A 13,454-nucleotide genomic window follows, 5' to 3' on the forward strand; every position below is an offset into this window, starting at 1 on the left:
CGTTCGTCCTCGCGGGTTGTCACCGCCGTTCCCCCTTGTCGGGACCGGCGTGCGGGTGTGAGATCGGACACCAACGCTTGCACCGAAGACCCCGATGAGTTCTCGGAGGGCAGTCCCGTGGGAAGCAAGAGCGCAGACAACGGTCACCCGGCAGGCCCGGTCGCTGTGGACGACCCGGCCAGAGTCCGCAACGTCGTGCTGGTGGGCCCCTCCGGCTCCGGCAAGACCACGCTCACCGAGGCCCTGCTCACCGCCACCGGAGTGCTCACCAGAGCCGGTTCGGTCGTGGAGGGCAGCACCGTGTGCGACCACGACCCGGCGGCCGTCCGCCAGCAGCGGTCCGTGGGTCTGGCGGTCGCGCCGCTGCGGCACGGCGACGTGAAGATCAACCTCATCGACACGCCGGGGTACGCGGACTTCGTCGGGGAGCTGCGCGCCGGGCTGCGCGCCGCCGACGCCGCCCTGTTCGTGGTGTGCGCGGCCGAGGGGGTGGACGCCGCGACCACCGCGCTGTGGCAGGAGTGCGCCGCGGTGGGCATGCCGCGCGCGGTCGTCGTCGCCCGCACCGACCACCAGCGCGCCGACGTCACCGCGGAGATGGCGGCGTGCCGCGAGGCGTTCGGCGCGGGCGTGCTGCCGCTGTACCTGCCCCACCCCCTCGGCCTGGTGGGCGTGCTGACCGGCCGCGTCCACGACTACACCCGCGGCGCGCCGCCGGCGATCGTCGAGCCGGACGCGGACCTGCTGGAGGAGATCGGCGAGGCGCGGGCCGAGCTGATCGAGGGGATCATCGCCGAGAGCGAGGACGAGACCCTCATGGACCGCTACCTCGGCGGCGAGGAGCTGGACCAGGACGTGCTGATCGCGGACCTGGAGACCGCTGTGACGCGCGGCGCGTTCCACCCTGTGCTGCCGGTGTGCGCGACCACCGGCGTCGGGCTGCACGAGCTGCTCGACGGCATCTCGCGCGCGTTCCCCTCACCCCTGGAGCACGCGCTGCCCGAGGTGACGGGCGTCGACGGCGTGCCGCACCCCCGGTTGCCGGTCGACCCGGCCGGTCCGCTGCTGGCCGAGGTCGTGCGGACCGCGGTGGACTCCTACGTGGGCCGGGTGTCCCTCGTGCGGGTGTTCTCCGGCACGCTGCGCCCCGAACTGCCCGTGCACGTGTCCGGGCACGGCATGGCCGGGCGCGGGCACGACGACCACGACGTGGACGAGCGCGTCGCGCACGTCTACGCACCGCTGGGGGCGGCGCTGCACGAGGTGCCCTACTGCGTGGCGGGCGACCTGTGCGCGCTGACGAAGCTCTCCTCCGCCGAGACCGGCGACACCGTGTCCGCGCCGGAGCAGCCGCTGCTCGTGGCACCGTGGCCGATGCCGGAACCGCTGCTGCCGGTGGCGGTCGTGCCGCGCAGCCGCAGCGACGAGGACACCCTGGCGCGCAACCTGTCCCGGCTCGTGGCGGGTGATCCGACGCTGCGCCTGGACCGCAACGCCGAGACGCACCAGCTCGTGCTGTGGTGCATGGGCGAGGCGCACGCCGACGTGGTGCTCGCCCGGCTGCGCGCCGGAGGCGCCGAGGTGGACACCGAACCGGTGCGGGTGCCGTTCCGCGAGACGTTCGCCGAGGCCGCCGGGGGGCACGGGCGGCACGTGAAGCAGTCCGGCGGCCACGGCCAGTACGCGGTGTGCGACATCGTCGTGGAACCGCTGCCGCGCGGGAGCGGTGTCGAGTTCGTCGACCGCGTCGTGGGCGGCGCGGTGCCCGGCCAGTTCATCTCCAGCGTCGAGAAGGGCGTCCGCGCCCAGCTCGCGCGCGGCCTCCGGGGCGGCCACCCGGTCGTGGACGTGCGGGTGACGCTCGTCGACGGCAAGGCGCACTCGGTGGACTCCTCCGACGCGGCGTTCCAGACCGCCGGATCGCTGGCGCTCAAGGACGCCGCCGCGAACGGCCGCACCCGGCTGCTGGAACCGCTGGACGAGGTGGAGGTGCGGATGCCCGACGAACACCTGGGCACGGTGCTCGGCGACCTGTCGGGACGGCGCGGCCGGGTGCTCGGCACCGAGACCGACGGCACGGGCGCGACCCTGGTGCGCGCGGAGGTGCCGAGCGTGGAACTGCTGCGCTACCCGGTGGAGCTGCGGTCGATCACGTCGGGCACCGGCACGTTCACCCGCAGGTTCGCGCGGTTCGACCCCGCGCCGGAGGTGGTCGCCGCTCGCGCCCGCTGAGCGTCCGTCGCACGAGCTCGTCCGGACGCACCCCTCCCCGCGGTGCGTCCGGGCGCGCCCCGGCGCACGGTGCGTCCGGGCGCGCCCCGGAGCGGTCGCGCACGGACCCGCGGACCTGCTGCGGTCCCGCACGAGGGTTCCGTCGACGAGCGGCACCGCACCTGCGGCAACTCCTCGGCGGAGGAGCGGACGGCGAGCTGGTGGACGAGGCCCGCCACGCCGTCCCCCGCCGTGGCGCGGAACGGCGCGGGCTCCGCTCAGGTGTTCTGGGGGAAACCCAGGTTCACCCCGCCGTGCGACGGATCGGGCCAGCGACTCGTGATCACCTTGGAACGCGTGAAGAAGTGCACGCCCTCCGGTCCGTAGGCGTGCGCATCGCCGAACAGCGAGTTCTTCCACCCGCCGAACGAGTAGTAGGCGACCGGGACCGGAACGGGAACGTTCACGCCGACCATTCCCACCTCGATCTCGTTCTGGAACCTCCGCGCCGCGCCGCCGTCGCGGGTGAACACGGCGGTGCCGTTTCCGAAGGGGTTTCGGTTGACCAGCGCCACGGCCTCCTCGTACGTCGCGACGCGCACCACCGACAGCACCGGGCCGAAGATCTCGTCGGTGTAGACGGACATGTCCGGCCGCACCCGGTCGAACAGCGTCGGACCGAGCCAGAACCCGGCCGGGTCACCGTCGACCGGGTGGTCCCGCCCGTCGACGACCAGCTCGGCGCCCGCCTCGCGGCCGGCGTCCACGTAGGACGCGACGCGGTCGCGGTGCGCACCCGTCACGAGCGGGCCCATCTCGCAGCCGGGCCGCCGGCCGTCGCCCACGCGCAGGTCCGCGATGCGGTCGGCGATCGCGCTCACCAGGTCGTCGCCCACCGGATCGACGGCGACGACCACCGACACCGCCATGCACCGCTCCCCCGCCGAGCCGAAGCCCGCCGAGACGGCCGCGTCGGCGGCGAGCGACAGGTCGGCGTCGGGCAGGACCACCACGTGGTTCTTCGCGCCGCCGAGCGCCTGCACGCGCTTGCCGTTGCGGGTCGCGGTCTCGTAGACGTACCGGGCGACGGGCGTGGAGCCGACGAACGACACCGCCTTCACGTCCGGGTGCTCCAGCAGCCGGTCCACCGCCTCCTTGTCGCCGTGCACGACGTTGAGCACGCCGTCGGGCAACCCCGCCTCGGCGAACAGCTCCGCGATGACGTTGGCGGCCGACGGGTCCTTCTCGCTGGGCTTGAGCACGACGGTGTTGCCGCACGCGACGGCGTGGGGCACGAACCACAGCGGCACCATCGCGGGGAAGTTGAACGGCGAGATCACGCCGACCACCCCCAGCGGCTGCTGGATCGAGTACACGTCGACCCCGGTGGAGGCGTTCTCGCTGTAGCCGCCCTTGAGCAGGTGCGGGACACCGCAGGCGAACTCGACCGACTCCAGCGCCCGCTGCACCTCGCCCGCGGCGTCGGAGAGCACCTTCCCGTGCTCGGCGGTCACGATCGCCGCGAGGTCGGCGCTGCGGGCGTCGAGCAGCTCCCGGAAGGCGAACATCACCCTGGTCCTGCGGGCCAGCGAGGCGTCCCGCCACGACGTGAACGCCTCGCGGGCCGCCGCGACCGCGACGTCCACGTCGGACGCGCTCGCCAGGTCGACCCGGCCGCTCACCGCGCCCGTGGCCGGGTCGTGCACGTCGCCGGTGCGCTCCGCGGCGCCGGTCCAGGGCTTGCCCCCGATCCGGTGGGTGATCCTCACCGGTCCACCGCCTCGATCGCCGGGGCGAGCGCGCCGAGCGCCTCGTCGACCTCGTCCCCGGTCAGCGTCATGGGCGGTGCCAGGCGGATCACGTTGCCGTGCAGGCCGCCCCTGCCGACGAGCAGGCCGCGCTCCCGCGTCCCGCCGAGCACACCGGCCGCCGCGGCCCGGTCCGGCTCGCCGTCCGGACCGACGAGCTCCACGGCGACCATCAGGCCCTTGCCGCGGACGTCGCCGACGACGCGGTGGCGTTCGGCGACGTCGCGCAGGCCGGAGATCAGCCGGTCGCCGAGCTTCGCGGCGTTGGCCTGGAGGTCGTGGTCGAGGAGGTAGTCGAGCGTGGCGAGCGCGCCGGCGGTGGACAGCGGGTTTCCCCCGAACGTGGAGATCGAGTTGGCGGTCAGGCAGTCCATCAGGTCGGGCCCGGCGACGACGCCGCCGATGGCGAGGCCGTTGCCCAGCCCCTTGGCGAAGGTCATCGCGTCGGGCACGACCCCGTGGGCCCCGATGCCCCAGAAGTGCTCGCCCGTGCGGCCCCAGCCGGTCTGCACCTCGTCGGAGACCAGCAGGACGCCGTGCTCGTCGAGCACAGTCTTGAACTCGCGGAACAGCCCGTCCGGCGGCACCGCGAACCCGCCGACGCCCTGGATCGGCTCGACGATCATGCAGGCCACGTCGCCCGCCGTGGTCGTCTCCAGCACGTCCCGCAGGTCGGCGACGCAGGCCGCCACGTAGTCCTCGTCGGAGAGGTCGCGGAACGGGCTGCGGTAGCGGTAGCCGCCGTGCACCCAGCTCACCCTCACCGGACTGAGCGAACTCGCCGACCAGCCGCGGTTGCCGGTGATCGCGACCGTGGCGAACGCGCGGCCGTGGTAGGAGTTGCGCAGCGCCAGGACCTGGTCGCTGCGCCGGTACCGGGTGGCGAGCATGAGGGCCGTCTCGTTGGCCTCGGTGCCGGAGTTGGTGAAGAACACCTTGGCGTCCGGGATGCCCGACAGCCCGGCGATCCGCTCCGCGAGCCTCACCTGCGACTCGATCAGGTACAGCGTGGACGTGTGCAGGACACCGCGGTCGATCTGGGCGCGCAGCGCGTCGTTGATCTCCGCGACGTCGTAGCCGACGGCGTTGGTGAGGATGCCCGCGAAGAAGTCCAGGTAGGTGCGCCCCTCGCGGTCGGTCACCCGGCGCCCGCTCGCGCTGGCGATCTCGATGGGTTCGTCGTAGTAGAGGGCCATCCAGTTCGGCATGACCGCTCGGTGGCGGGCCAGCAGCTCTCGGTGGGCCATCGTTTCCTCCGTCGGTGAGCTCGTGCAGCCGAGTCTGGTCGGGGGACGCGCCCGGACACCATGCACAACGTGTACCTCGCCGGGCCCGTCCGCATTACGTTGTGTGCAGCCGTCGGGAGGAGCCGGACGTGTACCCCACCGTCGCGGAAGCCGTTGCGCTGCCGGTGATCCGGCGCGGACGGCCGAGGCTCGTCGCCGGGTCCGCTGGCCTGGACCGGCGCGTGCGCTGGGTGCACGTGTCGGAGATCGCGGACATCGCGCCGCTGCTGCGCGGCGGCGAACTGGTGCTCACGACCGGCATCGCGCTGCCCGGCGATCCGGCTGGGCTCAGCCGCTACGTGGAGGACCTGGCGTCCGTGGGCGCCGCCGGACTGGTCGTGGAACTGGTGCGCCGGTGGAGCGACCGGGTGCCCCCGGCGCTGGTGGAGGCCGCGGAGCAGCACGGGATGCCGCTGGTGACGCTCGCCGTGGAGACGCGGTTCGTGTCCGTGACCGAGGCCGTGGTCGCCCTGATCGTGGACGCGCAGCTCGCCGAGCTGCGCGCGGCCGAGCAGGTGCACGAGACGTTCACGGCGCTGACCGTCGCCGGGGCCGAGCCCGCCGAGGTGCTGCGCGAGGTGGCCAGGACGTCGGGCCTGCCCGTGGTGCTGGAGACGCTGGGGCACGACGTGCTCGCCTACGACGCCGCCGGGCAGGACCCGGCGGAGCTGCTGGCCGACTGGGGGCAGCGCTCGCGGGCCGTGTCCGTGCCCGAGCGCACCGCCTACCACGAGGAGGCGGGCTGGCTGGTGACCGTGGTCGGCGCGCGGGGCGCGGACTGGGGACGGCTGGTGCTGCTGTCCCCGGACGACCCGCCGCACCGGCACGTCGTCGTCGCCGAGCGCGCCGCGTCGGCGCTGGCCGTGCACCGGCTGGTGGCGCGCGACCGGGAGAGCCTGGAGCGCCAGGCGCACCGCACGGTGCTGACGCAGCTGCTGGGACAGGCGCCGCCACCGCACGACCTGCCCGCGCGGGCCGCCGCGCTCGGCGTGCCGCTGGAGCGCAGGCAGCTCCTGGGCGTGGCGATCCGGCCGGGCAGCACGACCTCCCCGGCGCAGGCCGTCACGACGCAGGAGGTGCTGCGCGACCTCGCCGAGGCCACGGCGCTGGCGGCGCGGCGCGCGACCGTGCCCGCCCTGGTGGGCGTCGTGGACGACACGACCGTGCGCGCCCTGCTGTCGCTGCCGCCGCAGGTGGGGCTGGAGGCGGTGCTGCGCCGCTTCGCCACGGAGGTGCACCGCACCGCGGCGGCCACGCAGCACGGCCTGCCGGTGGTCGTGGCCGTCGGCACGACCGTGCTGGGAGCGCCGGACGTGCGGCGCAGCCTCGGCGAGGCCGCGCACGTGGCCGGTGCGGCGCTGCGCTCGCCGTCGGCCGGGCTGTACCACCGGCTCGACGACGTGCGGTTGCGCGGCCTGCTGCACCTGCTGCGCGACGACGAGCGCGTGCGGGCGTTCGCGGAGCGCGAGCTGGGCCCGCTGGTCACCCGCGACGCGGCGCAGGGCAGTCGTCTGCTGGAGCTGCTGCGCTGCTTCTGCGAGCAGGGCGGCAACAAGTCGGCCGCCGCCGCAGCGGCCCACCTGTCCCGCACGGCCTACTACCAGCAGCTGGCGAGGATCGAGCAGGTCCTGGGCGTGTCCCTGGAGGACCCGGAGTCGGTGCTGTCCCTCTCGGTGGCCCTCCTGGTCACAGACCTGACCACCCCCTGACCCACGAGTTGAGCGTTCGGGCACCACGAGTTGAGCGTCCAGGCACCGCGAGTTGAGCGTTCGGGCCTGCCGCCGAGGTCGAACGGTCCACTCGTCGAACGCGAACGGTCAACTCGCGGGTCGTGCCAGGTGGGTGGAGAGGAAGGCGAGGGCGCTGGGCAGGGCTCGGTACCAGTAGGCGTTGTCGTGGGCGCCGTGGCCGAAGGACGCGAACTCCGCTCGCGTCGCCTGGGCCAGGGTCAGCGACGCGTCGTAGAGCGGGTCCTCCCGCCCGCACCACACGCCCACGGCGGTGTCGTCGGGCAGGTCGTCGACGTGCAGCAGCGGCTCGTGCTCGCGCCAGGACTCCTCGGAGGCGAACGCGTCCAGGCGGCGGGCGTCTGACCAGCGGGCGAACACCGCGGGGCTGACGGCCGCGACCGCGGCCAGGGGTGTGCGGCGGGCCAGGTTCAGCGCGCCCGCGCCGCCCGCCGAGGTGCCGAGCGCACCGCGCACCGGACCGAGCCCCATCTCCGCCGCCCACGCCGGGGCCTCGTCGCGCAGCATCGCCTGCGGGTCGTCACCCGCGCGGCGCTCGATCCACCACGTGTCGCTCCCGCCGTCGACGGCGAGCAGCGCGATCGGACCGGCCTGCGCGGCGAGGAACCACGGCAGCCCGGACGTCATCGCGGTGCGCGCGTTCCCGTCGCGGCCGTGCAGCACCAGGCACACCGGCAGCGCGGAGCGGTCCTCGACGTCCGCGGGGACGATCGCGACGGCCTCCACCTCGCGACCGCGTGCCGCCGAGTGGAAGCGCTGGGAGAGCACCGTCGCCGGGTTCACCGGGGGAATCCTGCCGACCGGACCGGTGAGGCCGAGCCGACGCCGCACCCCCTGATCGCCGCCCAGCAGGTCGAGCACACCCGTGCCGAGCGAGGCGGCTCCCAGCAGCCCGCCGATCAGCACGCCACGACGACGGACCACCGCTCACCCCTGCCGGACCGGAACGCGCAACGGACACCGTGTGCTCTGATCTCGCCAACCGCGGACAGTGTGCCACTGCCCCGCAGTGGCGGGAGAGCCACAGGATTCCGAGATGGACATCGAGTCGACGCGAGCCCGTCAGCGGCGCGCAGGGCGGGCACCCGGCCCCCGTCTCACCAGCGTAACAGGGGTGTGACCGGTGGCACCGGACCCCTCGGCCACCGCCGATCCGGCGACCTCGTCCCGGGCGACCTCGTCCCAGCGGGCGCACCCGGACGGGCGCGTCGAGCTGCGCGCCCCGTCCGTCCTCGCCGGCAGCCGCTTCGCCAACGCCGAACTCGCGCCGGTCCCGGTGGAGCAGCGCACCTGGACGACCTACAACTTCTTCGCGCTGTGGATGGGGATGGCGCACAACATCCCCAGCTACACGCTCGCCGCGTCGCTGATCGCGCTGGGGATGGACTGGGTGCAGGCGCTCCTCACGATCACCCTGGGCAACCTGGTCGTGCTGATCCCCATGCTGCTCAACAGCCACGCGGGCACGAAGTACGGCATCCCGTTCCCGGTGTTCGCCCGCGCGTTCTACGGCGTGCGCGGCGCCAACCTCGTGGCGCTGCTGCGCGCGTTCGTCGCCTGCGCGTGGTTCGGCATCCAGACGTGGGTCGGCGGCAAGGCGCTGCACGTGATCGTCGGCAAGCTCGTGGGCGGCTCCTGGACGGGTGCGGCGGTCGTGCTGGGCCAGCCGTGGACGCTGTGGGCGTGCTTCCTCCTCTTCTGGGTCGCGCAGATGCTGATCGTCTGGCGCGGCATGGAGGCGATCCGGCGCTTCGAGAACTGGACGGCGCCGCTGGTGTCGGTGGGCTTCCTGGTCCTGCTCTGCTACGTCGCGGTGCGGGCGGGCGGCTTCGGGCCGATCCTGTCCGAGCCGTCGCGGCTGGGCTGGGGCGCCGACTTCTGGAAGGTCTTCTTCCCCGCGCTGATGGGCATGATCGCGTTCTGGTCGACGCTGTCGCTGAACATGCCGGACTTCACCCGGTTCGGCGGCAGTCAGCGCAAGCAGGTCGTCGGCCAGCTCCTCGGCCTGCCGACCACGATGTCGTTCATCGCGATCGTCGCGATCCTCACGACCTCGGGCGCGGTCGCGCTGTACGGCGAGGCGATCTGGGACCCGGCCGAGCTGGCCAGCCGCTTCGACAGCCCCGTGGTGGTGGTCGTGGCGCTGGTCGCGCTGGTGCTCGCGACGATCTCGGCGAACCTGGCGGCCAACGTCGTCAGCCCGTCCTACGACTTCTCCAACGCGTTCCCGCGACGCATCACCTTCGCGGTGGGCGGTCTCGTCACCGGCGTCCTCGGCGTCGCCGTGCAGCCGTGGCGGCTCATCGCCGACCCCGGCACCTACGTCTTCGCCTGGCTCGGGTTCTACGGCGGCCTGCTCGCGTCGGTGGCCGGGGTGTTCGTCGCGGGGTACTGGGTCCTGAACCGCACCCACCTGCACCTGGCCGACCTGTACCTCGACGGGCGCGGCGCCTACTGGTACCGCGCGGGCTGGAACTGGCGGGCGGTCGTCGCGACGGTCGTCGGCTCGCTCCTCGCGGTCGGCGGCGCGCACTCGGCGCCGGGCGGCGGACCGTTCCCGGAGGACGGGCTGATCCCGTTCCTCAAGCCCCTCTACGACTACAACTGGGTGGTCGGACTGGCAGGCGGACTCGTGGTCCACCTGGCGCTGTCGTGGCCGGTCACCAGCCGTCCGAAGGAGGAGATCTGAGTGAGCGACGTCGTCCGAGCCGGGCTGGTCCAGCAGAGGTGGACCGGCGACAAGGAGTCCATGATCGCGAACGCGGTCGAGGCGATCCGCAGCGCCGCCTCGCGGGGCGCGCAGGTCGTGTGCCTCCAGGAGCTGTTCTACGGTCCGTACTTCTGCCAGGTCCAGGACTCCGACTACTACTCCTACACCGAGGCGGTCCCCGACGGACCGACCACGCGGCTCATGTGCGAGCTGGCCGAGCAGCTGGGCGTGGTGCTGGTCGTGCCGGTGTACGAGCACGAGCAGCCCGGCGTGTACTTCAACACCGCGGCGGTGATCGACGCCGACGGCACGTACCTGGGCAAGCACCGCAAGAACCACATCCCGCAGGTCAAGGGATTCTGGGAGAAGTTCTACTTCCGTCCCGGCAACCTCGGCTACCCCGTGTTCGACACCGCGGTCGGCCGCGTCGGCGTCTACATCTGCTACGAGCGGCACTTCCCCGAGGGCTGGCGGGCGCTGGGCCTCGCGGGCGCGAAGATCGTGTTCAACCCGTCGGCCACCAGCCGAGGTCTGTCGGAGTACCTGTGGCGGCTGGAGCAGCCCGCCGCCGCCGTGGCCAACGAGTACTACGTGGGCACGATCAACCGCGTGGGCGTCGAACCGCTGGGGGACAACGACTTCTACGGCCAGTCCTACTTCGTCGACCCGCGCGGTCAGCTCGTCGGCGACGCCGCCTCCGACACCGAGGAGGAGGTCGTGGTGCGCGACCTGGACATGGGGGCGCTCGCCGAGGTGCGGGACCTCTGGGCGTTCTACCGCGACCGCCGCCCGGACACCTACGACTCGCTGGTGCGGCCGTGAGCACCGTGATCAGCGGCGGCACGGTCGTCAACGCGACCGGCGCGCACACCGCGGACGTGCTGGTCGACGGCGAGCGGATCGCGGCGCTGGCCTCGCCCGAGTCCGGCCTCGCCCAGCAGTGGGCGGCGAGCGCGGAGCGGGTGGTCGACGCGAGCGGCAAGTACGTGGTCCCCGGCGGGATCGACGGGCACACCCACATGGAGATGCCCTTCGGCGGCACGTTCTCCGCCGACACCTTCGAGACCGGCACGATCGCCGCGGCGTGGGGCGGCACGACGACGATCGTCGACTTCGCCGTGCAGGCGAAGGGCACCTCGCTGCTGTCCGCGCTGGACGGGTGGCACGCGAAGGCCGACGGCAACTGCGCCGTGGACTACGGCTTCCACATGATCGTCTCGGACGTGAACGACTCCTCGCTCCGGGAGGTGGACGCCTGCGTCGAGGCGGGCGTGAACACCTTCAAGATGTTCATGGCCTACCCCGGCGTGTTCTACGCGACGGACGGGGAGATCCTGCGCGCGATGCAGAAGGCCCGCGAGACCGGGTCGATGATCATGATGCACGCGGAGAACGGCATCGCGATCGACCAGCTCGTGGCGCAGGCGCTCGCGGAGGGCCGGGGCGACCCGGTGGAGCACGGCCTGACCAGGCCGCCCGAGCTGGAGGGCGAGGCGACGTCGCGGGCCATCGCGCTGGCGCGGGTGACCGGTGCGCCGCTCTACCTCGTGCACCTGTCGGCCGCGCAGGCGCTGGACGCGGTGACGGCGGCGCGCGACACGGGGCAGAACGTGTTCGCCGAGACGTGCCCGCAGTACCTCTTCCTGTCGCTGGAGGACCTGGCGAGACCGGACTTCGAGGGCGCGAAGTACGTGGCCTCTCCCCCGTTGCGGCCGAAGGACCACCAGGCCGAGCTGTGGCGCGGCCTGCGCACCAACGACCTGTCGCTGGTGTCGACCGACCACTGCCCGTTCTGCTTCGCCGAGCAGAAGGAGCTGGGCCGCGGCGACTTCTCCAAGATCCCCAACGGGATTCCCGGCGTGGAGCACCGGCTGGACCTGCTGCACCAGGGCGTCGTGCGCGGCGAGATCTCGCTGCCGCGCTGGGTGGAGATCAGCTCGACGACGCCGGCCCGGATGTTCGGCCTGTACCCGCGCAAGGGCGTCGTCGCGCCGGGGGCCGACGCCGACCTCGTGGTCTACGACCCGGCCGCGCGGCAGACGCTGTCGGCGAGCACGCACCACATGAACGTGGACTACTCGGCCTACGAGGGGATGGAGCTGACCGGGAAGGTGGACACCGTGCTCTCCCGCGGGCGGGTCGTGATCTCCGACGACGCGTTCCACGGCGCCGCGGGGCACGGGAAGTTCCTCGCCCGCGACCTGTCCCAGTACCTGCTCTGAGAGGGTGTCCGCGATGGACTTCGGCGTGGTGCTCCAGACGGACCCGCCCGCCTCCGCCGTGATCGAGGCCATGCGAGCTGCGGAGGACAGGGGCTTCGGCCACGGCTGGACGTTCGACTCCGCGGTGCTGTGGCAGGAGCCGTTCGTCGTCTACTCGCAGGTGCTCGCACGCACCTCGCGACTGGTGGTCGGGCCGATGGTCACGAACCCCGGCACGCGCGACTGGTCGATCACGGCGTCGCTGTTCGCGACGCTGAACGACATGTTCGGCAACCGCACGGTGTGCGGGATCGGCCGCGGCGACTCGGCACGTCGCGTCATCGGTCAGCCGCCCGCGTCGCTGGCGACGCTCGGCCGGGCCATGACCGTGATCAAGGAGCTGGCCGAGGGGCGCGAGGTCGAGCACCACGGCACACCCGTGCGCATCCCCTGGGTGCGCGACGGGAAGCTGGAGATCTGGATGGCCGGCTACGGGCCGAGGGCGCTGCGGATGGCCGGCGAGCAGGCCGACGGGTTCATCCTCCAGACGGCCGACCCGGACATCGCCCGCTGGACGATCGGCTCGGTGCGCGACGCCGCGCGGGCGGTGGGCCGCGATCCGGACGCGATCACGATGTGCGTGGCCGCGCCCGCCTACGTGGGCGAGGACCTGGCGCACCAGCGCGATCAGCTGCGCTGGTTCGGCGGGATGGTCGGCAACCACGTGGCCGATCTCGTGGCCCGCTACGGCGACTCCGGGACGGTGCCGACGGCGCTGACGGACTACATCCGGGGCCGGGAGGGCTACGACTACTCCCACCACGGGCGGGCGGGCAACCCGTCGACGGACTTCGTGCCGGACGAGATCGTGGACCGGTTCTGCCTGACCGGTCCGGCTCCGGCGCACGTGGACCGGCTCCAGCAGCTCGCGGAGATCGGCGTGACGAACTTCGCGCTGTACCTGATGCACGACGAGAAGGACGAGACGATGGCCTCCTACGGCGCCGAGGTGATCCCGCGGGTGTGAGGGGCGCACCGGGTGCCAGCCGCTCGGGCGACGGCCGGTGCGCGCCCTCAGCCGCTGCCGTAGGGGCGGGTGAGGATCTCCAGGTTGTGCCCGTCGAGGTCCTCGAAGTACACCCCGCGCCCGCCGTCGTTGGTGTTGATCTCCCCCGCCCGCTGGTGGTGCGGGTCGGCCCAGTGCGGCAGACCCCGCTCGCGGATGCGGCCGAAGATCGCGTCGAAGTCGTCCTCGCTCACCAGGAAGGCGTAGTGCTGCGGGGTGATCTCCCCCTCTGCCCGCACGAAGTCCAGGTTGACGTCGTTGTCGACGGTCACCACCTGGAACGGCCCGAACGGCGTGGGCTCCCCCAGCCCCAGCAGATCCGCGACGAAGCGCGAGGAGCGGACGCTGTCCGCCGCTTGCACGATGGTGTGGTTCAACTGCACGGCCACGACGACCTCCTCCGTCTTGACGGCTACGCGTCGAA

Annotated in this window: 9 protein-coding genes and 1 pseudogene; 6 read left to right on the top strand and 4 right to left on the bottom strand. The window is 73.0% G+C overall.

The features are described 5' to 3' along the window. The first annotated feature begins 117 nt into the window (after positions 1-117). Complete coding sequence (locus IMZ35_RS07260) at positions 118-2,232, top strand: elongation factor G-like protein EF-G2 (RefSeq protein WP_199440120.1); 2,115 nt, start codon at positions 118-120, stop codon at positions 2,230-2,232. A gap of 257 nt (positions 2,233-2,489) precedes the next feature. On the opposite strand, the gene IMZ35_RS07265 is transcribed toward IMZ35_RS07260, so the two are convergent. Both IMZ35_RS07265 and IMZ35_RS07270 read right to left on the bottom strand, forming a co-directional pair. Next, positions 2,490-3,980: a CoA-acylating methylmalonate-semialdehyde dehydrogenase gene (locus IMZ35_RS07265; RefSeq protein WP_199440121.1), complete on the bottom strand. Its 1,491-nt coding sequence runs from the start codon at positions 3,978-3,980 to the stop codon at positions 2,490-2,492. Then, positions 3,977-5,266 (bottom strand): aspartate aminotransferase family protein, encoded by a 1,290-nt coding sequence (locus IMZ35_RS07270; protein WP_199440122.1) that lies wholly within the window; start codon positions 5,264-5,266, stop codon positions 3,977-3,979. Before IMZ35_RS07270 ends, IMZ35_RS07265 begins: the two co-directional genes overlap by 4 nt. Positions 5,267-5,394: 128 nt before the next feature. Here IMZ35_RS07270 and IMZ35_RS07275 point away from each other — a divergent pair, with 128 nt between their 5' ends. Then, complete coding sequence (locus tag IMZ35_RS07275; RefSeq protein WP_199440123.1) at positions 5,395-7,014, top strand: PucR family transcriptional regulator; 1,620 nt, start codon at positions 5,395-5,397, stop codon at positions 7,012-7,014. A 108-nt stretch (positions 7,015-7,122) separates the two neighbouring features. Here IMZ35_RS07275 and IMZ35_RS07280 read toward each other — a convergent pair whose 3' ends face one another. Then, complete coding sequence (locus tag IMZ35_RS07280; protein ID WP_199440124.1) at positions 7,123-7,977, bottom strand: alpha/beta hydrolase; 855 nt, start codon at positions 7,975-7,977, stop codon at positions 7,123-7,125. A 289-nt stretch (positions 7,978-8,266) separates the two neighbouring features. Between IMZ35_RS07280 and IMZ35_RS07285 the strand changes: the two are divergent. The 4 genes and pseudogenes from IMZ35_RS07285 to IMZ35_RS07300 all read left to right on the top strand — a co-directional run. Beyond that, positions 8,267-9,786, top strand: a pseudogene (locus IMZ35_RS07285) (NCS1 family nucleobase:cation symporter-1); the annotation flags it as partial. Continuing rightward, entirely contained in the window at positions 9,743-10,585 is an 843-nt protein-coding gene (locus tag IMZ35_RS07290; RefSeq protein WP_199440126.1) for a nitrilase-related carbon-nitrogen hydrolase, read from the top strand. The pseudogene IMZ35_RS07285 and the gene IMZ35_RS07290, both read left to right, overlap by 44 nt. Then, positions 10,582-11,985 carry a dihydropyrimidinase gene (hydA, locus tag IMZ35_RS07295; RefSeq protein ID WP_199440127.1) on the top strand — a complete coding sequence of 468 codons (1,404 nt, stop codon included), beginning with the start codon at positions 10,582-10,584 and terminating at the stop codon, positions 11,983-11,985. Before IMZ35_RS07290 ends, hydA begins: the two co-directional genes overlap by 4 nt. A gap of 13 nt (positions 11,986-11,998) precedes the next feature. Then, positions 11,999-12,991 (top strand): TIGR03842 family LLM class F420-dependent oxidoreductase, encoded by a 993-nt coding sequence (locus IMZ35_RS07300; RefSeq protein WP_199440128.1) that lies wholly within the window; start codon positions 11,999-12,001, stop codon positions 12,989-12,991. Between the two features lie 47 nt (positions 12,992-13,038). Here IMZ35_RS07300 and IMZ35_RS07305 read toward each other — a convergent pair whose 3' ends face one another. Further along, entirely contained in the window at positions 13,039-13,419 is a 381-nt protein-coding gene (locus IMZ35_RS07305; RefSeq protein WP_199440129.1) for a VOC family protein, read from the bottom strand. Positions 13,420-13,454 lie beyond the last annotated feature (35 nt).

Origin of the sequence: Umezawaea beigongshangensis (genome assembly GCF_016464305.1) — a bacterium.
Classification (GTDB): domain Bacteria; phylum Actinomycetota; class Actinomycetes; order Mycobacteriales; family Pseudonocardiaceae; genus Umezawaea_A; species Umezawaea_A beigongshangensis.